A 23,246-nucleotide genomic window follows, 5' to 3' on the forward strand; every position below is an offset into this window, starting at 1 on the left:
CGAATTCGCAGACCGCCGGTAGATGTGGATACTGGAACGAATGCACGGGCATCAACTCCTGACGCGGCTCTCGCGTATGTCACTCGAGCACGGACACATCACCGCAGTGCTGCTCGTGGGTTCCGTCATCGTCGGCGTCGGCACGTTGCTTCTGCTTAGGTGGTTGCCGCGTAGGGCCGCGTTGGTTGCGCTAGGTCTGTCAGTGCTCGGATCAGCCACCGGTGCGATGTTCGTGTGGCTCAGTTATCGACCGTTGCCCGCGCAGCTACCCCTGTCGAGTTTTGTGTGGATAGCGTTGGCGATATTCGGAGTCATCGGCGCGGCGCTTGTTCTCCTTCGGCGTCCAGGACTGGCCCGCGGCCTTTCCGTGACGGTGTTGGCCGGTCTGGCCGCGATCGTCGCGGTGGGTCAGGTCAATGCCCAGACCGGCATTTACCCCACGCTCGGATCACTGGTCGGGCACTGGCCGGTCGGCTCGGTCGAGCACGTTGCTTTCGATTCACTCCCCGGGGCCGAACCTCGGCTACAGCGGGGACTTCCCACCGAAACTCATTGGGAGGTTCCGGTGCGGATGCCGAGCAACGGCGTCGTGACGGAAGCGTCGATTCCGGGAAACATCTCGGGTTTCGACGCGAGGCCGGCGACGTTGTATCTCCCGCCGGCCTATCTTGCCGATCCACGTGCGGAGTTGCCCGTCCTGGTGTTGGTGGCGGGTGAGCCCGGCAGCCCCAGTGACTGGCTGGACAGTGGCCGTCTCGCGACCACCGTCGACGCCTATGCATCGAGGCATTCCGGGCTTGCTCCCGTGGTGGTGGTGCCCGACGCGTTGGGGGACTACGACGCCAACCCCGGCTGCATGGATTCTGCGCTCGGCAACGTCGCGACGTATCTGGACCAGGACGTCCCGCACTGGATCGAATCGAACCTTCAAGTGAATCCGGACGCTGCGCAATGGGCTATCGGTGGGTTTTCCTACGGCGGGACATGCGCGATCGAAATGGCCGTGAACTTCCCGGACCGATACCCGTCGTTCCTGGACTTCTCCGGCCAGGACGAACCGTCGACCGGTGACCACGAGGACACTGTGGCTGCGATGTTCGACGGCGACGAAGACGCTTTCGACGCGGTCAACGCCCGAGACCTGATGGCGCAGAATCGGTATCCGCAGTTGTCTGGTGTATTTGTCGCGGGTGAAGACGACGACATCTACCGCCCTCAGCAGGAGATCATGTTCGAGGCTGCGCGCGCCGCCGACATGAACGTGGACTACTACACCCTTCCCGGCGGGCACTCGGGTGATGTGTGGGGCACTGCTCTGGAACTCGAAATGGACTGGCTGGGCCGGACACTCGCACTGACTCCGTGAGAGTGTCCGGCCCGCTGCACAGCACCGACTGACATCAGGTCAGGCGTCGAGATCAGCGGCTACCAGTTCGGCGACCTTGGCGAGTGCGTCGGCGTCGTCGGACTCGATGGTGACTTCGGTGTCCTTGGCGGCTCCGAGCGTCATGATCATCAGGGCCGAACCTGCATCCACCGGTTCGCCGTCGGCGACTGCGAGGGTGACCGTGGCGCCGGAGGCTCCGACTGCTTCGGCGATGAGAGCGGCGGGGCGGGCGTGGAGGCCGACTGCGGAACCGACGGCAACTGTCTTGCTGGGCATGGGATCTCCTCGTTGTGAATCTATCGGTGCGGACGTTGTGGGGTCTTTGGGCGGATTTGGTGACAACAGTGGTGACTGCAGCGTTGCTTGCTGTCGATCATGCCGCAGCGGGCACGATTTCGGGGTCGAGTTCGGCATCGGACGGCCCCTTGCGGAAGAACTCCTTGGCTCCGACGACGGCGAGCGCAGCTACCACGGTTCCCGCGGCGAGCGAGACCAGGAACCAGCCGATTCCGCCGACTGCGAAGAAGACGAAGATCCCGCCGTGCGGGGCGCTGAGAGTGACGTCGAAAGCCATGATCAGCGCACCGGTGACGGCGCCGCCCGCCATCATCGAGGGGATCACGCGAAGCGGGTCGGCAGCGGCGAACGGAATCGCGCCCTCGGAGATGAATGCCGAGCCCAGCAACCAGGCAGCCTTTCCGTTCTCACGTTCGGCTTCGCTGAAGAGCTTGGGACGCAGCACCGTCGAGGCAAGTGCCATGGCCAGTGGCGGAACCATACCGGCAGCCATGACTGCCGCCATGATGCGCAAAGTGGCCGGGTCGTTGACGTTGAGTCCGGCTACAGCGAAGGCGTAAGCCGCCTTGTTGACCGGTCCGCCGAGGTCGAAGCACATCATCAGGCCGAGAATGATGCCGAGGAAGATGGCCGAGCTGCCGGACAGTCCGTTGAGCCAGTCGGTGAGACCGGAGGTGATCGCAGCGAGCGGACGACCGAGGACGATGAACATCAGTGCTCCGACAACCAGCGTCGCGAACAGCGGAATGATCACCACCGGCATCAGGCCCCGCAGCCACTGCGGGACGGCGATCCGGCCGATGTAGAGCGCGACGACGCCGGCGATGAGACCACCGACCAGGCCGCCGATGAATCCGGCACCGACAAACACGGCGACCGCGCCGGCTGTGAAGCCGGGAGCGATGCCAGGCCGGTCGGCGATAGCGAAGGCGATGTAGCCGGCCAATGCGGGCACCAGGAAGCTGAATGCCAACGAACCGATCTGGAACAGCACTGCGCCGAGATAGGTGGCCAGACCACCGTCGGGAAGGTTGGTGATCGAGTTGTTGAGAACGATGTCCTTGGCAGGACCGGAGATCTCGTATCCGCCGAGCAGGAAGCCGAGTGCGATCAGCAGACCGCCGGCCGCGACGAACGGGATCATGTAGCTGACACCGGTCAGGAGGACCTGACGGAGGTGGGTGCCGAACCCTACGGAACCGGCATCGGAATCCGCGGCCGCGGCGGCGGTGCCGTCCACGGTGGCGGCGGCGGGATTCTCGGAGGCGCGCAACGCTTCTGCAAGCATCTTGTCCGGCTCGTTGATCGCCCGCTTCACACCGGAAGCGACAACGGGTTTGCCGGCGAATCGTTCGCGGCCCTTCACTCCGACGTCGGTAGCGAAGATAACCGCGGCGGCTCCGGCGATGACGGAAGGGTCAAGCGGGGTGCTTCCGCTCGAGCCCTGCGTTTCGACGTGAACCTTGACCCCGGCGCGTTCACCCGCGGCGACGAGCGAGTCCGCAGCCATGTAGGTATGAGCGATTCCGGTCGGGCACGCGGTGACCGCGACGATGTGACGCTCCGCGGGCGTTGGGGCCTCCTCGGTAGAGTGTTTCCCAGTGGAAACAGGAGGAGTGGGTGTGGCTGCCGCAGCCTTTGCTGGAGCATCCTTCGGCGCGGGATTGAGTACCTCGTCGACCAGTCGCACGATCTCGTCCGGCGTCGACGCCTCACGAAGCGACGTGACAAACGCGGGTCGGACGAGCGCTCGGGCCAAGGACGAGAGCAGCTTCATGTGCTCGGCTCCGGCGCCTTCGGGTGCCGCGATCAGGAACACCAGATCGGCGGGGCCGTCGGGTGCCCCGAAATCGACCTTCGGATCCAGTCGAGCAAATCCCAGGGACGCGGACGAGACGGCCTCGGCGCGGCAGTGGGGAATGGCGATTCCGCCCGGCAGTCCGGTCGCGGACTGCGCTTCGCGAGCGAGTGCGGCAGCGACCAGCCCCGCGGCGTCGCTCGCCCGTCCCGCTGCAGTCAATCGCGCTGCGAGAGAGCGAATGACATCTTCCTTGGTCGTACCCAGGTCGGTGTCGAGTGAGATCAGTTCGGGACTGATGATCTCGGGGCCGGAACCGCCGGCTGCGTTGGTATCGGACATGTCAGGTTCCTTAGGGCGTCAGGCGAGTTCGGTGGGGACGGGGATGGGAGAGGAGGCATCGGCTGCAGATACCGAAACCGCTGCCAGATCGATCTGTTCGGGCGTGGGAAGAGTTGTGCCGGGAAGGGAGGCAGCGGCGCTTCCGTAGGCGACCGCGTGACGTAACCGCTCGGATTCCGAGCCGCCTCCCGCTTCGGCGAGGATGTAGCCGGCCAGCGACGAATCGCCTGCGCCGACGGTACTGACTGCGACAATCGGGGGAGCGGTGGCGATCCACGCGCCGTCGGCGGTGACGAGGACAGCACCTGCTGCGCCGAGCGTGGCGAGCACACTGCCGACGCCGCGGTCGACCAATCGCTGCGCCGCCGTGATCGCAGGCCCGGGATCACCGTTCTCGGCAGCACGTTCGAGGACGTGGCCGTCGACGCCGGTCAGTTGTGCGAGTTCCTCGCCGTTGGGTTTGAGCAGGTCGGGTGCCGAGCCGGGGAACGCTTCGGCGAGTGCCGTCAGCGGGGCGTCCGAGGTGTCGACCGCCACCTTGCACGGGTGATCGCGCAGTGCCGCGACGAGTTCGCCGTACCACCCGAGCGGAACGCCGGGGGGCAGTGAGCCGGACAGCGCGAACCACAGTGCGGTATCGGCGCGAACAATCAACTCCTGTGCCAGGGCGTCGAGCGTCGAACCGGACAGCGTTGCGCCGGGTTCGTTGATCTTCGTCGTTGTCCCGTCCGGTTCCGCGATGGTGATGTTGGTGCGAGCCAGACCCGTTGTGGCGACACCGATGTGGGGAATCCCACCGGCTGCCAGCGCCGAGAGCAGAGGGTCACCACCGTTTCCCGGTAGAACCGCGAGCACGTCGAGGTCGGCTGCGGCGAGAACACGCGCGACGTTGACCCCCTTGCCGCCGGGGTCGCTGCGAGTGGAGTGGGCGCGTAGGACGGAGCCTCGTTCGAGCCGTTGCTCGAGTTGCACGGTCCGATCGATACTCGGGTTGGCTGTCAGTGTGACGATCATGCGATCACCACCTCGATTCCGTGGTCGTGGAACTCGGATGTGTCTGTGGGACTGATCTCTTCGTCGGTGATGAGGACGTCGATGCTGTCGAGCGGGGCGAAGCTGATCAAGTGCTCGCGGCCGACTTTGGTGGAATCGGCCACCACCACAACGTGATTGGCGGCTTTGACCATTGCTCGTTTGACGGCGGCCTCTTCGCTGTCCGGAGTGGAGAGTCCGTGCCCGACGCTGATCGCGTTCGTTCCGATGAAGGCGACGTCGACTCGCAACGTGCTCAGCAGGCGTAGGGCGTCCTCGCCGACCACGGCTTGAGTCACCCCGCGTACTCGACCGCCGAGCAGTATCAGGGAAATCGAGTTCATCGATGCCAGGCGTGCGCCGATCGGGACGGAATTGGTGACGGCTGTGAAGTCGTTCTCGGTCGGCAGTTCGGGGATCATGCGGCCCGTGGTCGTGCCCGCGTCGAAGATCACGCTGCCGCCGGTGGGAGGGAGGTAGGTGACCGCGCAGCGGGCGATCCGGTCCTTCTGTTGCGCGCGGGTCTGATCGCGTTCCGCCATGCCCGGTTCGGTGACGTGGAGGGATCCGGTGGGAACGGCGCCGCCGTGTACACGCCTGATCTGTCCGATCCGCTCGAGGAAGGCCAGATCGCGACGCACGGTCTCGGTGGTCACACCGAAGGTCTCCGACAGAGCCGCCACGGACATGCGTCCGCGCTGCGACACCATGGTGCCGATCGCTTGTTGGCGTTCTTCCGCGTACACGTGCTCTCCGATTCCGAAGTGTGATCCGACGGTGCGTTGTGGATCACAGTGAATGTTGCTTTATGTTGTTTTACGCCCGAGTGTGTTGACATGTCAAGACTTGGGAGTAATCTTCGTCACAACGAAGGTGAGGGCTTTACGCGCTCGAGGTGATCCGGTGTGACACCGGGCCCATCGCTCAAGGAGGACAGATGACCGAACAGCTCAACCGAATCACCGTGCACGGCACCCCCGTGGTGCCTGGAATCGCCTACGGCCCGGCGATCTGGCCGTCCAGCCGACCAGAACTCGTCACCGATGCGCCGGCACTCGACGAGGCAGATCGAGAGGCCGCCGCAGACGCCTTCGTCGCAGCGGCGAAGGCTGTCGAGAACCGCCTTCTCGGACGGGCCGCCGAAGCTACCGGCGCGGCCGCAGAGGTTTTGCAGGCCAACGCGGCGATGGCAGCTGATCGTGGCTGGATCGGGGCGGCCAAGAAGTCGATCGCCGGCGGAGTGCCCCCGGTGCAGGCTGCGATCGCGGCGACGGAGCAGTTCGTGGTGCTGTTCACCAAGGTCGGCGGTTTGATGGCCGAGCGCGTCACCGACCTCGAGGACATCCGCGACCGCGTGATCGCCGAACTCTCCGGATTACCCGAACCTGGAGTTCCGATGCCCGAGACACCGTCGGTGCTGTGCGCGGACGATCTGGCTCCTGCAGACACCGCGGGCCTCGATGCATCCAAGATCATCGGACTCGTGACCATCTACGGCGGCCCGACCAGCCACACGGCAATCATCGCGCGGCAGTTGGGCATCCCGTGCATCGTCGCCGCGAAGGAATTGGAATCCATCTCGGCAGGAATACCGATTCTGATCGACGGAACAACCGGCGACGTGATCGCGGAGCCGGATCCCGGGCACGCGCGTGAACTGGTCGAACAATCCCGGATCGATCGCGAACGCGTCAGCACCTGGACCGGACCGGGCCAGACGGCGGACGGCCGGCCGGTAGACGTTCTCGCCAACGTTCAAGACGGCGCGGGCGCTCGCGCCGCGGCGTCGACTGCTGCGGGGGGCATCGGGCTCTTCCGGACCGAACTCTGCTTCCTCGGCCGTGAGACCGAACCGACCGTAGACGAGCAGGCGGCGATCTACGCCGAGGTTCTCGAGGCCTTCGCAGGAAAGAAGGTCATCATTCGCACGTTGGACGCGGGTTCGGACAAGCCGCTCAAATTCGCCAACCATCAAGAAGAAGCGAATCCGGCACTCGGCGTTCGTGGGGTCCGAATCGCCTGGCAGGACATGGGAATTCTCGACCGCCAGCTCGACGCGATCGCGGCAGCCGCGGCGTCGACCAACTCGTCCCCGTGGGTCATGGCACCGATGATCGCCACCCCGGCCGAGGCGAAACGTTTTGCCGATGCGGTGCGGGCACGCGATCTTGTTCCCGGTGTGATGGTGGAGATCCCGGCGGCGGCGCTGTTGGCCGACCAGATTCTCGAACACGTCGAATTCCTCTCGATCGGTACCAACGACCTCGCTCAGTACACGATGGCCGCTGATCGGATGTCCTCCGAACTCGCCGACCTGACCGATCCATGGCAGCCCGCGGTGCTCGCCCTTGTCGCACGTACGGCCCAGGCAGGTCAGGCGGCAGGCAAGCGCGTCGGCGTCTGCGGTGAGGCGGCCGCCGATCCACTGTTGGCGTGTGTTCTGGCCGGACTCGGAGTTTCCTCGCTCTCCTGTGCTGCGGCGTCGGTCGCGGGTGTGGGCGCGAAGGTCGGATCCGTCACCATGGCGCAATGTGAGGCGGCTGCGGCAGCGGTGCTGGCAACCGGTGATCCGGTGGCAGCGCGCAAAGCGGCGGCTGACGCAATCAGCTGAACTGGTTTGATCGGTCTCGGTCGGAGACCGAGCGCCTGACCTCTAGTATTTCGACCTGTGATCGAACGAGAAACAATGACCGGGGCCGGCGGAATCGGCTGGACTGTCCACGGAGACGGCAAGCGGATCGCCGACGGAGCCGTCGTGGCGCCGGACGAACGACTGAGTTGGCCGCGCACCATCGGAATCGGGATGCAACACGTCATCGCGATGTTCGGAGCGACACTGCTCGTTCCGACCATCACCGGCTTCCCCGTCACGACGACGCTCTTGTTCTCGGGTATCGGCACCGCGCTGTTCCTGCTCATCACCCGGGGCCGGATCCCCAGCTATCTCGGTTCGTCCTTCGCGTTCATCGCCCCGCTGACAGCGTCGGCAGGATCGGGCCCGGCCGCGCAACTCGGTGCCGTCATGGCCGTCGGCATCGTGTTGATGTTGATCGGCGTCGCCGTACGTCTGATCGGCAGCCGGGTCATCGACGCCGTCATGCCGCCGGTGGTGACGGGCGCTGTCGTCGCGCTGATCGGTCTCAACCTCGCTCCGACGGCGGTCGGCTCCTTCGAATCGCAGCCGCTGATCGCCACGGTGACGCTCGTTTCGATCCTGCTGGTCACGGTCGTCGGTCCCGGGCTGCTCGGCCGGCTGGGCATTCTGGTCGGCGTCGTGATCGGCTGGGTCTTCGCCGCGGTCATCGGCGGACTCGACAGTGAACGAGTGTCCGCTCTGCGCGAAGCAGACTGGTTCGGGCTGCCGAGTCTGCACGGACCGTCGTTCGACTGGTCGGTGATCGTGCTCGCGCTCCCCGTGGTGATCGTTCTGGTCGCCGAAAACGTCGGACATGTCAAAGCGGTGTCCGCTATGACGGGTAAGTCCCTCGACGATCTGGCCGGCAATGCACTGTTTGCCGACGGTCTCGCCACTACCTTGGCGGGCGCCGGTGGCGGATCCGGAACCACCACGTATGCCGAGAACATCGGTGTCATGGCAGCGACGCGTGTGTACTCGACCGCCGCGTACTGGGTAGCCGCCGCTACCGCTGTGATCCTGGCATTTTCGCCCAAATTCGGCGCACTGGTCTTCACGGTGCCGAACGGCGTCATCGGCGGCGCAACGATGGTTCTCTACGGCCTCATCGGCATTCTCGGTGTGCGCATCTGGATGGAAGCGAAGGTCGACTTCACCGATCCGGTCAACCTGACGGTCGCTGCGGCGGCGTTGGTCGCCGGCATCGGGAACTTGGCGCTGACCATCGGTTCAGTCGAGTTGGGTGGCATCGCCTGGGGATCGATCGGCATCCTCGTCGCGTACCCGATCATGCGATATCTCGCCAAATTCCGTACTTCGAGTAACAGATAACCGCTACAGTCACGAATCGTGATCGTTCGGGTCATCGACGGGTATCGCAACAGGTTCTACCGTCGGAGGCAGTGACGTGGGCCCGCGCACTTCGGCGTGCCCAGTCTCAGCGAATACACCCCAGCGGGTATATCCCCAGCGGGTACATCACTGAAGTGCCATATATCGAATTGCAAGGAGTCGGCGTGGAGCGCACCCTGTTCGAACCGGAACATGAACTCTTCCGGGAGTCGTACCAGAAGTTCTTGGCACAGCACGTGGCACCGAACCACGAGAAGTGGGAAGAGCAGAACATCGTCGATCGTGACGTCTGGGTCGAGGCCGGAAAGCAGGGCTTCCTGGGAACTGCGGTCCCTGAGGAATTCGGCGGCGGCGGTGTCAAGGATTTCCGCTACAACGCGATCATCACCGAGGAAACCACCAAGGGTGGGTTCAGCGGTATCGGCTTCACGCTGCACAACGACGTCGTGGCACCGTACCTCCTGGAGTTGAGCAATGAGGAGCAGAAGCAGCGTTGGCTACCCGGATTCGCGTCGGGTGAGCTGATCTCGGCGATCGCGATGACCGAACCGGGTACCGGTAGCGACCTGCAGGGCATCAAGACGAAAGCGGTTCGCGACGGGGACCACTGGGTCCTCAACGGTTCGAAGACCTTCATCACCAACGGAATCAACGCCGACATCATCATCGTTGTCGCGTGCACCGACCCGGACAAGGGTGCTCAGGGCTTCAGCCTCCTCGTGGTCGAGCGGGACATGCCTGGCTTCGAGCGTGGACGCAACCTCGACAAGATCGGCATGAAGGCTCAGGACACCGCCGAACTCAGCTTCACCGACGTACGCGTTCCCGCTGCCAACCTGCTGGGCGAAGAGGGAATGGGCTTCTTCTACTTGATGAAGAACCTTCCCCAGGAACGACTCTCGATCGCCGTCGTTGCCGCTGCCGCAATGGAATCGGTTCTCGAGAGCACGATCCAGTACTGCCGCGACCGCAAGGCATTCGGCAAGTCGATCGGTAGCTTCCAGAACACCCGATTCGTACTGGCCGAATTGGCAACGGAGACCACGGCAGTGCGCATCCTGGTGGACAAGTTCATCGAGCAGCTCAATGCCGAGAAGCTGACCGTGCAGGAAGCTGCGATGGCGAAGTGGTGGACCACCGAAGCTCAGGTCAAGCTCATCGACCGCTGCCTCCAGTTGCACGGAGGCTACGGCTACATGAAGGAATACCCGGTTGCCAAGGCGTACATGGACTCTCGTGTGCAGACCATCTACGGTGGCACAACCGAGATCATGAAGGAGATCATCGGACGTTCGCTGAATCTCTGATTCGGGTGATGGACCGCTGATCGTCACGAAAAGACTCTGGGCCCCGGCTGATGCCGGGGCCCAGAGTTTTGTGATCGAGGGTGCGAGCGAATTCAGATCTTCCGCATGACGGTGACAACCTTGCCCAGGATGACGGCGTTGTTGCCGGGAATCGGCTCGAAGAGTTCGTTGTGCGGCATCAGCCACACCTCCTTCTTCGTACGCTTGAACGTCTTCACGGTGGCTTCGCCGTCGATCATGGCGGCCACGATGTCACCGTTCTCCGCCACGTTCTGCTGACGGACCACAACCCAGTCGCCATCGCAGATCGCTGCATCGATCATCGACTCGCCGACAACCTTGAGCATGAAGAGCGAACCCTGGCCGACGAGTTCGCGGGGGAGTGGGAACACGTCCTCTACCGCTTCCTCGGCAAGGATCGGTCCGCCGGCAGCGATGCGACCCAGGATGGGGACGAACGCCGGCTCCGGTAGCGGGTCGGCACTGTTGTACTCGCCGGAATGCTTCGACACCGACGCGATGGCGGTATCGGCCGCAACCTCGTCGAGACCTCGAACATCGACTGCACGAGGGCGATTGGGATCGCGTCGAAGGAAGCCCTTGCGCTCCAACGTTCGCAGTTGATGTGCGACCGACGACGTGGAGGTGAGCCCCACCGCATCACCGATCTCGCGGATGCTCGGCGGATACCCGCGCTCCGTCACCGAATCGCGGATGACTTCGAGAACGCGCCGCTGACGCTCGGTGAGCGTCTCGCTCGACGGAGACGGAACTGCAGAAGCTCCTGCCTCCGCGGCTGTGCTGGAGCGATCGTCCTTCATGGCCTGTTGCCTCCGTGTCTGAAGAAGTCGTGTCTGTAAAGGCTGTGTCTGAAAAAGTGCCTGGTGCAAATCGCGCAGAAACCTGTCGGTGCCTCCTGCCAACATTCGAGCTGTCGACAAACACGGAGGCTTTCGCAATTCCCGCTGTGTGGTCTGACACGAATCTAGCCGGATTTGCTCGCGGTTTCAAACATCTGTTCGATTCGTGTCGCTCGAAGTAGAGACATTGTCGGCCAGGCGTGGTAGAAATTCGAACATGCGTTCCATCGAACGCATGATCGAACACATCGATCGGTGTCGACCAGCGGAGGTCACGATGGGTAACGCAGCACTGAGAAGCAACAGGGTTTTCGACGACGCGATTGGTGACGACGCGATTGGTGATGACGCGATTGGTTTCGACGGCACGTCGGCGTTGAAGTACCACCCCTCGTTCTATGGGCCCGATGGTGGATCCGACGCTGACGGTGTGTCGTTCGAACGGCGCGGCACGGCCGAAATGCGGGGCGTGGCCAGGTATGTCGACAACGAACCGCAGGCGGCCGTCGTTCGTCGTGTTCCGGCGGTTGGCGCGGTTTCAGGTTCGCGTTCATTGCGTGAATCTCCTCGCCGGTGGGACGGCGAGCACGATTCGTCACGCCCGTACGGAGGAAGTTTCGCGCACCGAAACAGAGTCGGTGTCTCACGGGTCGAACATGAAGTGGCTGCCGAGGACGTCAGTTGGAAGACAGTGTTCCTTGGCGCCGTATTCACTGCACTGGCAGTGTTGGCGTTGGTGGGGATCGGCGCTTTGTCGAGTGGTGATGTCGCTGCGACAAACGGTGCGACCGAAGTGGTTCGTGTTGCTGCGGGTGAATCCCTCAGTGATATTGCTGCCAAGGTTGCGCCTGGCCAGGCTGTCGGCTCGGTGATCGAGCAGATCATGGATCTCAATGCGATGTCGAGTTCCGGACTGTCCGTTGGGCAAACGCTGATCGTGCCGGCCTCGGGCCGCTGACCGTACCCCGTGCCAGGCGGGGGCGTACCGAGCGTGAGAGCAGTCGGTTCACAGCGAGTAAGCTGTCCACTTGACAGTCCCACCACCTCGGGTGGTCGCGTTGAGTACGTGGATCTGCTCTGTAAATCGTCGGAGGATTTGCAGTCGGTAGCGAATCTGAGTTGCGGCCATTTCGGCGACAACGAAGGAACCCCGATGCATTGCCCGTTCTGCCGGCACCCTGATTCCCGAGTGGTCGATTCGCGCGAGGCCGACGAGGGCCAGGCGATCAGGCGGCGCCGTTCGTGCCCCGAGTGTGGCCGCCGATTCACCACGGTTGAGACGGCAGTTCTCTCGGTTGTGAAGCGCAGCGGCGTGACGGAGCCGTTCAGCCGAGAAAAGGTGGTCAAAGGAGTGCGTCGCGCATGCCAGGGCCGCCAAGTGGACAACGATTCGCTGAATTTGCTGGCCCAACAGGTCGAAGATGCCGTACGTGCTTCGGGTTCTGCCGAAATTCCCAGCAACGAGGTAGGGCTCGCGATTCTCGATCCGCTTCGAAATCTCGACGAGGTTGCATACCTGCGATTCGCATCGGTGTACAAGTCCTTCAGTTCTGCCGCGGATTTCGAACGTGAGATCACCGACATGCGCGAACATGCCGAGACCCGTGCTGCCGACAAGGCTTCCGGCGCCGAGACCGTTTCCGTCGACTGAGGCCTTTGCCTTAGATAACGCTGAGAGCACAAAGCGGCCGTAGGTAACGCTGAGAACACAAAGCGAACAATCGAACAAATCGGGCAAGTTATTCGCTTAGTGTCGACCAAGTACGTTCGTCCGCATCTCGGATCTTCACGGAGGCGTTATGAACTTAGTTGCAGTTCTCGGAGTCGTGAACAGCCTGGTAACCCTCGGGTTCGCCAACACTGTTGCCACCTTTGGTGGTTTCCTCACCAACGTCAACATTCAGACAATCTACTGATCGCGCAATTCTCGCCGAACGTCAACGCTTGATCGCTTCGATAGCTTTCAGGACTCGCTTTTCGGAAATCGGTGTGGGTGTACCGAGGGACTGCGCAAACAGGCTCACGCGCAGTTCTTCGATCATCCAGCTGATCGAGTCGACATCTCGAGCAGTGCGACGCTCTTCGGGAAGTGAACTCAACAACCGGTCGTACGCTGCGTACACCCGGTCGAGGACGTCCATCGCCTGCTGATCTCGTTGTGCACTTGCGGGTAGAGCTTCGAGACGGAATTTTGCTGCGGCAAGATACCGCGGCAAATCGCGTAGGCGGGCCGAGCCCAATTCGGCGACAAATCCCGGAAACAGCAGTGAGGTCAACTGTTCTCGGACGTCGTCTGCTGCTTCGCCGCGGGAGCGGTCCAGAACGACGCTCAGTTGGTGTGCTTGTTCGAGGATCGGAACAATCATGCGCAGGATCGCGGAGACGCGTCCGGCCAGTTCGGAGCGTGCGATCTTCACCAGGGCGTCGAACGCCTCAGGCGTGCGTACCGGTCCGCCGTGGGCAGCTATCACTTCGTTGGCAGCTGCCACCCGGCAATCTTCGACGAGGGCCTCCAAGCCGCCGTCCGGATTCTGGCCGAGAGCCAGACGCTGAGTGTTCGACAAGCCGGCGGTCACGGCCTTGAGTTGGGTGGGAACGGCCGCGAGAAGAAGCGCCCGAGTGCCTTCCCGCATCGCCTGCGCCTGCGCAGCCGGCGTACTCAGGACACGAACGGCAACTCCGCCGTTTTCCGGCACCAGTGCTGGGTAGCCGGTTACCTGCTGTCCGCCGATGGAGCGAGTGATGGTCGGTTCCAGCGCGCCGAGCGTTTCGGATGTCCAGACGGTTGCCGCTGCCCGTTCGGTACCGGTTGCCGCCTTGGCCACTTCCTTCTGTACGCGCGGGGCGAGCGTGCGTCGTAGCTGCGCCAGATCCTTACCCTTCGCGAGAACCTTGCCCGATTCGTCCTCGACGACAAATGTCATCCGAAGATGGTCGGGCAGCGCGGCGGGATCGAAGTCCTTGGCGTCGATCTGGATCCCGCCCAAGTGCGAGAGTTCGCGGGCCATTGCGGTCATCAACGGCTCGGATCGAGGTTTGACTGCTGCCAATGCTGCGGCGGCGTAGTCGGGTGCGGGCACGACAGCGCGTCGGATGTTCTTGGGCAACGTCTTGATCAGAGCAGTAACCAGATCGACGCGCATACCGGGGACCAACCAGTCGAAGCCGACCGGCTGAAGTTGCGCGAGCAGGCCGACCGGGATGTGCGCGCTGACGCCGTCGTCGTCCTTTCCGGGCTCGAATTGGTAAGTGAGCGGAAACTGCATGTCGCCCTGGCGCCAGGCGTCCGGGTACTCGCCGCCCAGTACTGCAGCCGCGTCGGAGTTGACCACCGTTTCCGGCGTGAAAGTCAGCAGACTCGGATTCTTGCGCCGCTCGGTCTTCCACCACTGGTCGAAATGCTTGGCGGATACGGCTTCCTGGCCGATACGTTCGTCGTAGAACTCGTAGAGAGTTTCGTCGTCGACGAGGATGTCGCGGCGACGCGCGCGGTTCTCGAGTTCCTCGACGTTGTCGAGCAGTGCGCGGTTCTCGTGGAAGAACTTGTGGTTCGTCTGCCATTCGCCCTGCACGAGCGCATGGCGGATGAAGAGATCGCGAGAGGCCTCGGGATCGATTCGTGAGTACGTCACTGCGCGGCCGGTCACCAGAGGAACTCCGTAGAGAGTGACCCGCTCGTATGCCATCGCCGAGCCGCGCTTGGAGGACCAGTGAGGTTCGGAATAGGTCCGTTTCACCAGGTGCGGGGCGAGCTTTTCAGCCCACTCGGGTTCGATGCGCGCGGACATGCGAGCCCACAGTCTCGACGTTTCCACGAGTTCGGCGGCCATGACCCAGCGTGGTGGCTTCTTGAACAGTCCTGATCCGGGGAAGATCGCGAAGTGGCTGCCCCTGGCGCCCAGGTAGTCCCGCTTCTCGCCCTCGCGTAGCCCGATGTGTGAGAGCAAACCGGCGAGGAGTGACTGATGGATCGCGTTCTCGCTTGCGGGTGTCTCACCCACCGTCCAGCCGAGGCCGCGGGTGATCTGCCGGAGTTGACCGTGCAAATCCTGCCATTCGCGGATGCGGAGCCAGTGCAGGAACTCGTTCCGGCACATCTTGCGAAACTGGTTGGAGGACAGATCGTTACGTTGTTCGCGTAAGTAGTCCCACAGTTTCAGGTATGCCAGGAAGTCGGAGTTCTCGACATTGAACCTGGCGTGCTTTTCGTCGGCGGCCTGCTGGAACTCGGCGGGCCGCTCGCGAACGTCCTGGATGGACAACGCCGCGACGATGACAAGGGTTTCGTGAAGGCAACCGTTGTTCTTGGCTTCCACCAGCATTCGTGCCATCCGCGGATCCACCGGAATCTGGGCCAGCTCGCGGCCGACCGGCGTCAGTTCGGGGTGGCTTGCCTCGGAACCTCGCGCGATGGCGCCGAGTTCTTCGAGCAGTCCGATTCCGTCCTTGACGGCGCGCTGGTCCGGCGGTTCGACGAAGGGGAAGGCAGCGATGTCGCCCAGACCGAGGGCCGTCATCTGCAAGATGACGGATGCGAGATTGGTCCGCAGGATTTCCGGCTCGGTGAACGCCGGCCGTGACTCGAAGTCCTCCTCGGAATACAGGCGGATGCAGATTCCTTCGGCGACGCGGCCGCAACGCCCGGACCGCTGACGAGCTGACGCCTGCGAAATGGGCTCGATCGGCAATCGTTGAACCTTGGTGCGCACCGAATATCGCGAAATGCGCGCGGTTCCCGGATCGACGACGTACCGAATGCCGGGAACGGTCAACGAGGTCTCGGCCACGTTGGTGGCAAGGACGACGCGTCGGCCGGTGTGCGGCGAGAACACTTTGTGTTGCTCGGCAGCAGACAGTCGCGCGTACAGCGGGACGATTTCGGTGTTGCGAAGACGCCGATCGCGTAAAGCGTCTGCGGTGTCGCGAATTTCGCGTTCGCCGGAGAGGAAGACCAAGATGTCGCCTTCGCCCTCCGCGCTCAGCTCGTCGACCGCCTCGCAGACCGCGTCGACGGGATCACGGTCGAAGGTGATGTCGCCGGACTCGACGGTCAGTGGCCGGTAACGCATTTCGACGGGGAATGTTCGACCGGATACCTCGACTATCGGCGCGGGCTTACCGTCGACAGCGAAGTGCTTGGCGAAGCGTTCGGGATCGATGGTCGCCGACGTGATGATGACCTTGAGATCGGGTCGGCGGGGGAGCAGCTGAGCCAGGTAACCGAGGATGAAGTCGATGTTGAGGCTGCGTTCGTGCGCTTCGTCGATGATCAGCGTGTCGTAGCGTCGGAGCATACGGTCGCGCTGAATTTCGGCGAGGAGAATGCCGTCGGTCATGAGCTTGACGTAGGTGCGGTCCGAGACCTGGTCGGTGAACCGCACGGTGTATCCGACGGCGTCGCCGAGTTCGGTGTCGAGTTCTTCGGCGATACGTTCGGCAACGGTGCGTGCTGCCAGTCGGCGAGGCTGTGTATGTCCGATCAGGCCGCGGACGCCACGTCCGAGTTCGAGGCAGATCTTCGGGATCTGAGTTGTCTTACCCGAGCCGGTCTCGCCGGCGACGATGACAACCTGATTCTCCGAGATCGCGGTCGCGATGTCGTCCTTGCGCTGACTGACGGGCAGAGCTTCCGGATACGAGACTGCGGGAACATTGGCGGAGCGTGCCGCCAACCGTGCGCGCGCCGTTTCAATTTCCTCGGCCAGCGCCACCAAAGCGTCTGGTGTGCGGGCACGGTCGAGTTTGCGACGGAGTCGACTCTCGTCGCGGAGTGAGACCTGCGCCAGCGCGCTCTTCAGGTCACTCCGCTTGGGGGAGAGTGGGGCCGGTGGTGTTGTAGACATGCTGATGACAGCCTATCGAACGCGTTCACAACTACCGCTCGCAGATCGTTTTGATGTGCAAATATCGACCAGTGACGACAAATACCGCAAATGAGGCAGTTACACCGGTCGCGTCGACGCCTGTTGCCGTGCGAGTACTTCGCTTGTTGTTCGCGATCTACGGACTCACGGCGCTGCTGTGGATTCCGATTCGAAACGCCGACGGATTCTCGTTGTCGAACTATCTGAGCTACTTCACCATCGAGAGCAACATCCTTGCGGTGATCGTATTGCTGGTCGGCGCCCTTCGGGATCCGCAGTCTCGGACATGGCAGTCGGTTCGCGGTGCGGTGACGCTCTACATGGTGATCACCGGAATCATCTACGCCGTTCTACTGGCCAATATCGACGTCAATTTGAACGACGCGTGGATCAACTCGGCGCTCCACCGCATTCTTCCGCTGGTGATGCTCCTCGACTGGGTGTTCTTCGCTTCGAGGCACAGGATCTCCGAAATCCGCTCGCTGCAGTGGCTGCTGTTTCCGGTGATCTACGCGGTGTACACGTTGATTCGAGGGCCGATCGTCGACTGGTATCCGTATCCGTTCATGGATCCTCGCCACCAGGGCTATCTGGCCCTGTTCATCGGATTTGTCGTACTGGGCATCGCGATGGCCCTGATGGCGTTGGCGGTCAATGCCGTCGGACGGCTGGGAGCCGGGCTACGCGGACGGAACGCTGCGAAGTCCTAGTGGATTGCCGGAGGCGAGCACCTGCTCGAGGCGGTCCACGTTCGGGTGCTTACCGGGGTTCGCCCGCGCGTCCTCGGTGTGTTCGGCAAAGATCGTCAGTCCTGCCGAGGCGGCTTCGGGTGTGAGCGCGCCGTAGACCTGAGCGAGATGGTTGTACACCTTGACCGAGCCGGACTTTCCGGGCTTGTTCTCGACGGTGTCGATGACGGTTCCGTCGGCGTCGAGTACCTCGATGGCGGCCAGATGATCGATGGTGGGCAGTGCGGCGAGATTGTCGGCAAAAGTCATGGTCGACAGATTACGTGTGTACCCGGAAATGCCGGTGCCCGGCGAGCGCCGTCGTGCGCCGATTCCCGGTGTCGATATAGTCGCAGCACATCGTTTGCACACCAGCATCGTTTGTATTCGAAGGGGACAATGATGGCTTCGGCATTGTGGCACGGGTTCGCGGACATGGGCGCTGTGGATAAGAACGGCGCGTTTGTCGTCTCTCGCGGTGAGGGCGCGTACATCTGGGACCGCGAGGGCACTCGGTATCTGGATGCGACGGCGGGCCTGTGGTTCACCAATGTCGGGCACGGGCGCACGGAGATCGCGGACGCGGTGGCGGCTCAGTTGTCGAAGATCGCTCATTTCTCCAACTTCGGTGATTTTGTTCCCGAGACCACGCAGGTGTTGGCGGAGCGGTTGGCGACGATCGCGCCGGTTGCCGGGAGCAAGATCTTCTTCACTTCGGGTGGTTCGGATTCGGTGGACACTGCGGCGAAGCTCGCTCGCCGGTACTGGCACGAGGTGGGGCAGCCGGAGAAGGCGATCATCGTCGGTCGTCAGAAGGCGTACCACGGAATGCATGTTGCGGGAACAGCTCTGGCGGGTATTCCGGTGAACCGTGAGGGGTACGGCGAGCTGATGGCGGATGCGGCCACAGTCGGCTGGGATGATGCGAAGAGTCTGCTCGAGTTGATCGAGAGGATCGGTGCGAACAAGATCGCCGCGTTCTTCGCGGAGCCGATCATCGGTGCCGGTGGGGTGTATCTTCCGCCGGAGGGGTACCTGGCCGAGGTGCGCGACATCTGCCGCGAGCACGACATTCTGTTTGTCGTCGACGAGGTCGTGACCGGTTTCGGTCGTATCGGCGGCGAGTGGTTCGCGTCCACCCGCTTCGATTTGCAGCCCGACATGATGACCACGGCAAAGGGTTTGACGTCCGGTTACGTTCCGATGGGTGCGGTGTTCATCGCGCCGCGGGTGGCGGAGCCGTTCTATGCGGGTTCGTGGTGGCGTCATGGTTACACGTACGGCGGGCATGCCGGTGCTGCTGCGGCGGCGATGGCGAACCTCGACATTCTCGAGCGTGAGAATTTGCTTGGGGAGTCGAAGCGTCTGGAGGCGTCGTTGCATACGCATCTGCAGCCGTTGGCCGAGCATCCGCGGGTGGCGGAGGTTCGTAGTGGGCTCGGTGCGGTCGCTGCGGTGCAGTTGGCTGATCCGGCGGAGGCGTTGCCGTTCGTGAAGACGTTGCGTGAGCACGGTATTTCGGGTCGCGCGGCGGGTCAGGGTGCGATGCAGATTTCGCCGACGTTCGTCATGACCGACGATCAGGTCGCGGAGATGGCAGCAGGGATCCTCGCAGCTCTCGGATGAGTTTCAGTTGCGGCGCCGGAAGAGTTTCTCGATTCGGCGCCGCACAGCGTTGGGTGCAGGTTCGAGTTCCAGAACCTCTTGTTCCGACTGCTTGGCGTAGGCCTGGGTGTACCGCTCGTGCAGTACCGAGCGAATTTCGTCCGGAGAGTAGGCCCGACGCTGGCGTTCGCCGCGCGCAACGAGAACCCCGGTGGCGGCAACGCCCATTGCACCGGCGAGGCCGACCAGTTTCCAAACGTGCGAGGCGCGCAGAGGAGTAGGGAGTTTCATCCCTCTACGCTAGAGGCATGGACCGACGATTGCTTTCGCAGGTGAGTCTCGAGGAGGCCGCCGCGGCGACCCGCACGGGCGACATCTGGATCTTCCGCGGAGAGTCGACGGCGGACCGGGCCATCCAGACGCTGACCAACAGCCCGGTCAACCACGTCGGAATGTCGGTCGTGATCGACGACCTTCCGCCGCTGATGTGGCATGCGGAACTCGGTCACTCGCTGCAGGACATGTGGACCGGACGCTTCCAGCGTGGTGTCCAACTGCACGATCTGCGATCGGCGGTTCAGGTCTGGGGAGCCAAGTACGGGCAGCGTGGATGGTTGCGCCAGCTCGACCACGAGATCACCCGGGAGCAGGAAGACGCTCTGCTCAAGACGATCGCACGGCTGGACGGTACGCCGTTCCCGTCGACGGCCAAGCTTGCCTCACGCTGGTTCGGAGGCCGAATCCCGAAGCTGCGCAAGAAGTCCGACGTGTCCGCAGTGGACGTCGAGAGCGCCTACTGCGCCGAAGTGGTTGCCAAGACCTATGAGGCGATGGGTCTGCTTGTCGGTAATCGTCGTATCAACTGGTTCGATCCGGGCAAGTTCTGGAGTGGAGATCAGTTGCCCCTCGCGCCGGGAGTTGCGCTCGGTGACGAGATCTCGGTGTCATTCAGCGCACGTGACCTCGAGGCCGGACGCAATCCCGCCGGGTACTCACAAGGTTCGTGACGGCTCGGCGACGACGCGGCCGCCGACTTCGAGCCACCCTTCCGGAGAGAAGGTGGTGTGAAGCACCGATCCGCGTCCCTGGGTGATGAGCAGTGATTTCCTCAATCGGTCCGTGATGCGCAGCGCTGCAGATCCGGTCGCCTCGTCCTCGGCGATTCCCATCACCGGTGCGAACATGCGTGCGCGGATGGCAGCTTCGAGCTTGTCCTGCCATGCCCACAGATACGAATGATCCGCCTCGTAGTCGGACGGATCTGCGTCGATGACGTCGTCGACCGTGTCCATCGGATAGATCGCGAATTCCGGTGCCCATTCGGCACGCGCGCGTACCCACGTCAATGCGCCGGATTGGCGGACGTCGACACTGCCGGCAGGAACGTCGAGGGCGCTCACGCGACGGCCCTGTTCGCCCAGCCACCACGTGGCACCGACGGTCGGGTGTCCGGCGAAGGGGAGTTCTGCTGCCGGAGTGAAGATCTGGACCCGCGCACGCGAGGCGCCGTCATCCGGAACGTCGATGAAGATGGTCTCGCTGTAGTCGAGTTCCTTCGCGACGGCTTGTCGATCCGATTCTGCAACCGTGGACGCGTCGACGATTCCCAACGGATTCCCGTGCTTGCCGTTCTCGTCCGTGAAGACCCGGACCACACTCACCTCGATACCCATCGGTCCACCCTAGCGCGCGAAAAGCCCTCCCCACCTTCACGGTGGGGAGGGCTTTTCGAACTGCACTCAGGTCCGGGTGATCAGACCTGTGCGGCAGAGAGGATCTCGTTGGCTTCGACAGCCTGTGCGACGCCCGCGACGATGGAACCGGCGCGGATCGCTTCGAAGATGACCTCGCGGTCGACACCTTCCTGGCGGAGGGTGTTCTCGTGAGCTTCGAGGCAGTGGTTGCAGCCGTTGATCGCGGACACTGCAAGCGACCACAATTCGAAGTCGGCCTTGTCGACGCCCGGGTTGCCGATGATGTTCATCCGCAGGCCGGCACGAAGGTCGTCGTACTTACCGTCGAGGTAGCCCTTGGTGCGGTAGAAGACGTTGTTCATGCCCATGATTGACGCTGCGCCGAGAGCGGCGTTGTATGCCTCTGCCGACAGGTTGTCGGCAGCCTCGGAAGCAATCTCCTTGAGCGTGGACGCAGACTTGGTGGCTGCGGCCGTTGCGAGGAGCGTTCCCCACAACTGCTGCTCGTTCAGGACCGTCGTGCGCGCAATGGAACTCAGGTTGAGCTTGAGGTCCTTCGCGTACTCGGGAAGCGAGTTCTTGAGGTTCTCGACGCTCATACTCAGACGCTCGCAGTCAGGAGCTCGCCGGCGTTGATGGTCGGGTCGCCCTTCTTCCAGTTGCATGCGCACAGCTCGTCGCTCTGGAGAGCGTCGAGGACGCGGAGAACCTCGTCGACGTTACGGCCGACGGAACCGGCTGTGACGGAGACGAACTGGATCTCGTTGTTGGGGTCGACGATGAACGTCGCGCGGTCTGCAACGCCGTCGGCGTTGAGGACGCCGGTGGCCTCGGCAAGCTCGCGCTTGAGGTCCGAGAGCATCGGGAAGGGGAGGGTCTTGAGCTCTTCGTGCTGTGCACGCCACTGGAAGTGCACGAACTCGTTGTCGACGGAAGCGCCGAGAACCTGAGCGTCACGGTCTGCGAACTCTTCGTTGAGCTTGCCGAATGCAGCAATCTCGGTGGGGCACACGAAGGTGAAGTCCTTGGGCCAGAAGAAGACGATGCGCCACTTGCCTGCGTAGTCGTCACTGGTGACGGTGGTGAAGTAGTCATCGGGCTGCTGGGCATCGACCTTGGACAGGTCGCCGCCGATGACAGCCGTGAGGTTGTAAGCGGGGAACTGGTCGCCGATTGTGAGCAGAGCCATGTGTCTCATTCTCCTACGTGTCTCGTGAACAGGAATTTCTTGCGCACACGATCCGGCTGTTCGGACTGTGACGGCCGAACGTGCTGGATCGAGAGGGTTTGTCACCGTCAGCGGGTCGGACGGTTTCGACTGGAGTGTCGAGGTTGTGACCGGCGCTTTTTGGTATGAGTCCATTCTGCATCAAACCGTTCAAAAGGTAAAGGTGATGGGTGGCACTACACTGATAGGCATGTCTGATCAGACTTATCAACCTTCCTTGTCACAGCTGCGTGCCTTTGTGTCGGTGGCCGAGTACCGGCACTTCGGTACTGCCGCAGCACGTTCCGGTGTGAGCCAACCCACACTGTCGCAGGCGCTGGCGGCTCTCGAGGCGGGACTAGGGGTCAAACTGATCGAACGTAGTACGCGGCGCGTGCTCGTGACCGCGGACGGACAGCGCTTGCTCGGTCAGGCGAAGCAAATCCTCGAGGCTGCCGACGGTTTCGTCGCGAGCGCGGCCGGCTCCGGCGACTCTCTGACCGGACCGCTACGCATCGGGTTGATCCCGACCGTTGCGCCGTACATTCTTCCGGGGTTGTTGCCGGAGCTGCGCGAGAAGCTACCGTCGTTGGCGCCGCAAATAGTCGAGGATCAAACGGCGCGCTTGCTTGATGCCCTGCGATCGGGAGCGCTCGACGTCGCGGTGTTGGCGCTTCCTGCCGGAACACCTGGCCTGGTGGAAGTTCCTGTGTACGAAGAGGATTTCGTGATGGTCGTGCCGAACGATCATTCCTTGGCCGGACGTGTCGATCTCACGGCGGACGTGCTCGACGCGCTGCCGTTGCTCTTGCTCGACGACGGCCACTGCCTGCGCGACCAGACGTTGGATCTGTGCCGTTCGGTAGACGCCCATCCGCTTGCCGGCGACACGCGGGCTACCTCTCTCGCGACAGTCGTGCAATGTGTGGCCGGGGGACTCGGGGTGACTTTGGTCCCGGAATCGGCTGTTGCCGTGGAGGTTCGACGCGGGGACTTGTCGACGGCGCATTTCGCCTCGCCGGCTCCAGGTCGCACGATCGGCGTCGTGTTCCGCTCGTCGAGTGGCCGAGCAGAAGGATTCCGTCAGCTGGCCGAGCTGGTCCGTTCGGTCAGCCCGACGGTTCCTCGATGACGTAA

At 63.0% G+C, this 23,246-nt stretch carries 21 protein-coding genes; 10 read left to right on the forward strand and 11 right to left on the reverse strand.

The genetic code is table 11. The features are described from left to right. Positions 1-40: 40 nt before the first annotated feature. Entirely contained in the window at positions 41-1,366 is a 1,326-nt protein-coding gene (locus tag R4P70_RS21775; protein ID WP_317831741.1) for an alpha/beta hydrolase, read from the forward strand. A gap of 39 nt (positions 1,367-1,405) precedes the next feature. Here the strand turns inward: R4P70_RS21775 and R4P70_RS21780 are convergent, their stop codons facing one another. The 4 genes from R4P70_RS21780 to R4P70_RS21795 form a co-directional block, all read right to left on the reverse strand. Beyond that, a complete protein-coding gene (locus R4P70_RS21780) occupies positions 1,406-1,663 on the reverse strand; it encodes an HPr family phosphocarrier protein (protein WP_003942144.1) in 258 nt (85 codons plus the stop codon). Between the two features lie 97 nt (positions 1,664-1,760). Continuing rightward, positions 1,761-3,824, reverse strand: a complete 2,064-nt coding sequence (locus R4P70_RS21785; RefSeq protein WP_021344069.1) for a fructose-specific PTS transporter subunit EIIC — start codon at positions 3,822-3,824, stop codon at positions 1,761-1,763. An 18-nt stretch (positions 3,825-3,842) separates the two neighbouring features. Then, on the reverse strand, positions 3,843-4,838 hold the full coding sequence (locus R4P70_RS21790; protein WP_020907534.1) for a 1-phosphofructokinase family hexose kinase: 996 nt from the start codon (positions 4,836-4,838) through the stop codon (positions 3,843-3,845). Beyond that, entirely contained in the window at positions 4,835-5,602 is a 768-nt protein-coding gene (locus tag R4P70_RS21795; RefSeq protein ID WP_020969481.1) for a DeoR/GlpR family DNA-binding transcription regulator, read from the reverse strand. The genes R4P70_RS21790 and R4P70_RS21795 overlap by 4 nt, the downstream gene beginning before the upstream one ends. A 191-nt stretch (positions 5,603-5,793) precedes the next feature. Between R4P70_RS21795 and R4P70_RS21800 the strand changes: the two genes are divergently transcribed. The 3 genes from R4P70_RS21800 to R4P70_RS21810 all read left to right on the forward strand — a co-directional run bounded on the left by R4P70_RS21800 (position 5,794) and on the right by R4P70_RS21810 (position 10,151). After that, positions 5,794-7,467 (forward strand): putative PEP-binding protein, encoded by a 1,674-nt coding sequence (locus tag R4P70_RS21800; protein WP_317831745.1) that lies wholly within the window; start codon positions 5,794-5,796, stop codon positions 7,465-7,467. A 75-nt stretch (positions 7,468-7,542) separates the two neighbouring features. Continuing rightward, positions 7,543-8,823 (forward strand): uracil-xanthine permease family protein, encoded by a 1,281-nt coding sequence (locus tag R4P70_RS21805; RefSeq protein ID WP_317832133.1) that lies wholly within the window; start codon positions 7,543-7,545, stop codon positions 8,821-8,823. 185 nt (positions 8,824-9,008) lie between these two features. Continuing rightward, a complete protein-coding gene (locus tag R4P70_RS21810; RefSeq protein WP_019748214.1) occupies positions 9,009-10,151 on the forward strand; it encodes an acyl-CoA dehydrogenase family protein in 1,143 nt (380 codons plus the stop codon). A 92-nt stretch (positions 10,152-10,243) separates the two neighbouring features. Here the strand turns inward: R4P70_RS21810 and lexA are convergent, their stop codons facing one another. Next, positions 10,244-10,972, reverse strand: coding sequence for a transcriptional repressor LexA (gene lexA / locus R4P70_RS21815; protein ID WP_020723648.1), 729 nt, complete (start codon positions 10,970-10,972; stop codon positions 10,244-10,246). A gap of 256 nt (positions 10,973-11,228) precedes the next feature. Here lexA and R4P70_RS21820 point away from each other — a divergent pair, with 256 nt between their 5' ends. Continuing rightward, entirely contained in the window at positions 11,229-11,969 is a 741-nt protein-coding gene (locus R4P70_RS21820; RefSeq protein ID WP_047889278.1) for a LysM peptidoglycan-binding domain-containing protein, read from the forward strand. A gap of 195 nt (positions 11,970-12,164) precedes the next feature. After that, positions 12,165-12,662, forward strand: coding sequence for a transcriptional regulator NrdR (gene nrdR / locus R4P70_RS21825; protein ID WP_020907539.1), 498 nt, complete (start codon positions 12,165-12,167; stop codon positions 12,660-12,662). 286 nt (positions 12,663-12,948) lie between these two features. Here the strand turns inward: nrdR and hrpA are convergent, their stop codons facing one another. After that, positions 12,949-16,854: an ATP-dependent RNA helicase HrpA gene (gene hrpA / locus R4P70_RS21830; protein WP_070797209.1), complete on the reverse strand. Its 3,906-nt coding sequence runs from the start codon at positions 16,852-16,854 to the stop codon at positions 12,949-12,951. Between the two features lie 53 nt (positions 16,855-16,907). Here hrpA and R4P70_RS21835 point away from each other — a divergent pair, with 53 nt between their 5' ends. Then, positions 16,908-17,585 (forward strand): Pr6Pr family membrane protein, encoded by a 678-nt coding sequence (locus R4P70_RS21835; protein ID WP_070797210.1) that lies wholly within the window; start codon positions 16,908-16,910, stop codon positions 17,583-17,585. Here the strand turns inward: R4P70_RS21835 and R4P70_RS21840 are convergent. Further along, complete coding sequence (locus R4P70_RS21840) at positions 17,556-17,873, reverse strand: DUF2322 family protein (RefSeq protein ID WP_020907542.1); 318 nt, start codon at positions 17,871-17,873, stop codon at positions 17,556-17,558. The two genes, R4P70_RS21835 and R4P70_RS21840, sit on opposite strands and share 30 nt — an antisense overlap. Positions 17,874-18,005: 132 nt before the next feature. Between R4P70_RS21840 and R4P70_RS21845 the strand changes: the two genes are divergently transcribed. Beyond that, positions 18,006-19,229 carry an aspartate aminotransferase family protein gene (locus R4P70_RS21845; protein WP_317831753.1) on the forward strand — a complete coding sequence of 408 codons (1,224 nt, stop codon included), beginning with the start codon at positions 18,006-18,008 and terminating at the stop codon, positions 19,227-19,229. A gap of 3 nt (positions 19,230-19,232) precedes the next feature. Here the strand turns inward: R4P70_RS21845 and R4P70_RS21850 are convergent, their stop codons facing one another. After that, positions 19,233-19,499 carry a hypothetical protein gene (locus R4P70_RS21850; protein WP_007732799.1) on the reverse strand — a complete coding sequence of 89 codons (267 nt, stop codon included), beginning with the start codon at positions 19,497-19,499 and terminating at the stop codon, positions 19,233-19,235. Between the two features lie 17 nt (positions 19,500-19,516). Here R4P70_RS21850 and R4P70_RS21855 point away from each other — a divergent pair, with 17 nt between their 5' ends. Continuing rightward, positions 19,517-20,215 (forward strand): hypothetical protein, encoded by a 699-nt coding sequence (locus R4P70_RS21855; protein ID WP_317831756.1) that lies wholly within the window; start codon positions 19,517-19,519, stop codon positions 20,213-20,215. Here the strand turns inward: R4P70_RS21855 and R4P70_RS21860 are convergent. The 3 genes from R4P70_RS21860 to R4P70_RS21870 all read right to left on the reverse strand — a co-directional run bounded on the left by R4P70_RS21860 (position 20,201) and on the right by R4P70_RS21870 (position 22,091). Further along, positions 20,201-20,881, reverse strand: coding sequence for a PhzF family phenazine biosynthesis protein (locus tag R4P70_RS21860; protein WP_003942237.1), 681 nt, complete (start codon positions 20,879-20,881; stop codon positions 20,201-20,203). The genes R4P70_RS21855 and R4P70_RS21860 overlap by 15 nt on opposite strands. A gap of 80 nt (positions 20,882-20,961) precedes the next feature. Continuing rightward, positions 20,962-21,501, reverse strand: coding sequence for a carboxymuconolactone decarboxylase family protein (locus R4P70_RS21865; RefSeq protein ID WP_003942122.1), 540 nt, complete (start codon positions 21,499-21,501; stop codon positions 20,962-20,964). A 2-nt stretch (positions 21,502-21,503) separates the two neighbouring features. Further along, positions 21,504-22,091 carry a peroxiredoxin gene (locus R4P70_RS21870; RefSeq protein WP_003942119.1) on the reverse strand — a complete coding sequence of 196 codons (588 nt, stop codon included), beginning with the start codon at positions 22,089-22,091 and terminating at the stop codon, positions 21,504-21,506. A gap of 229 nt (positions 22,092-22,320) precedes the next feature. Here R4P70_RS21870 and R4P70_RS21875 point away from each other — a divergent pair, with 229 nt between their 5' ends. After that, complete coding sequence (locus tag R4P70_RS21875) at positions 22,321-23,241, forward strand: hydrogen peroxide-inducible genes activator (RefSeq protein WP_020907545.1); 921 nt, start codon at positions 22,321-22,323, stop codon at positions 23,239-23,241. Positions 23,242-23,246 lie beyond the last annotated feature (5 nt).

The organism is Rhodococcus sp. IEGM 1241 (assembly GCF_033142365.1).
Taxonomy (GTDB): Bacteria; Actinomycetota; Actinomycetes; order Mycobacteriales; family Mycobacteriaceae; genus Rhodococcus_F; species Rhodococcus_F erythropolis.

Bases quoted from the DNA above. Each gene is read 5' to 3' on its own strand.
- R4P70_RS21775 (WP_317831741.1), top strand. From the start codon at position 41: ATGCACGGGCATCAACTCCTGACGCGGCTCTCGCGTATGTCACTCGAG.
- R4P70_RS21780 (WP_003942144.1), bottom strand. From the start codon at position 1,663: ATGCCCAGCAAGACAGTTGCCGTCGGTTCCGCAGTCGGCCTCCACGCC.
- R4P70_RS21785 (WP_021344069.1), bottom strand. From the start codon at position 3,824: ATGTCCGATACCAACGCAGCCGGCGGTTCCGGCCCCGAGATCATCAGT.
- R4P70_RS21790 (WP_020907534.1), bottom strand. From the start codon at position 4,838: ATGATCGTCACACTGACAGCCAACCCGAGTATCGATCGGACCGTGCAA.
- R4P70_RS21800 (WP_317831745.1), top strand. From the start codon at position 5,794: ATGACCGAACAGCTCAACCGAATCACCGTGCACGGCACCCCCGTGGTG.
- R4P70_RS21805 (WP_317832133.1), top strand. From the start codon at position 7,543: ATGACCGGGGCCGGCGGAATCGGCTGGACTGTCCACGGAGACGGCAAG.
- lexA (WP_020723648.1), bottom strand. From the start codon at position 10,972: ATGAAGGACGATCGCTCCAGCACAGCCGCGGAGGCAGGAGCTTCTGCA.
- R4P70_RS21820 (WP_047889278.1), top strand. From the start codon at position 11,229: ATGCGTTCCATCGAACGCATGATCGAACACATCGATCGGTGTCGACCA.
- nrdR (WP_020907539.1), top strand. From the start codon at position 12,165: ATGCATTGCCCGTTCTGCCGGCACCCTGATTCCCGAGTGGTCGATTCG.
- hrpA (WP_070797209.1), bottom strand. From the start codon at position 16,854: ATGTCTACAACACCACCGGCCCCACTCTCCCCCAAGCGGAGTGACCTG.
- R4P70_RS21835 (WP_070797210.1), top strand. From the start codon at position 16,908: ATGTGCAAATATCGACCAGTGACGACAAATACCGCAAATGAGGCAGTT.
- R4P70_RS21840 (WP_020907542.1), bottom strand. From the start codon at position 17,873: ATGACTTTTGCCGACAATCTCGCCGCACTGCCCACCATCGATCATCTG.
- R4P70_RS21845 (WP_317831753.1), top strand. From the start codon at position 18,006: ATGGCTTCGGCATTGTGGCACGGGTTCGCGGACATGGGCGCTGTGGAT.
- R4P70_RS21850 (WP_007732799.1), bottom strand. From the start codon at position 19,499: ATGAAACTCCCTACTCCTCTGCGCGCCTCGCACGTTTGGAAACTGGTC.
- R4P70_RS21855 (WP_317831756.1), top strand. From the start codon at position 19,517: ATGGACCGACGATTGCTTTCGCAGGTGAGTCTCGAGGAGGCCGCCGCG.
- R4P70_RS21860 (WP_003942237.1), bottom strand. From the start codon at position 20,881: ATGGGTATCGAGGTGAGTGTGGTCCGGGTCTTCACGGACGAGAACGGC.
- R4P70_RS21865 (WP_003942122.1), bottom strand. From the start codon at position 21,501: ATGAGCGTCGAGAACCTCAAGAACTCGCTTCCCGAGTACGCGAAGGAC.
- R4P70_RS21870 (WP_003942119.1), bottom strand. From the start codon at position 22,091: ATGGCTCTGCTCACAATCGGCGACCAGTTCCCCGCTTACAACCTCACG.
- R4P70_RS21875 (WP_020907545.1), top strand. From the start codon at position 22,321: ATGTCTGATCAGACTTATCAACCTTCCTTGTCACAGCTGCGTGCCTTT.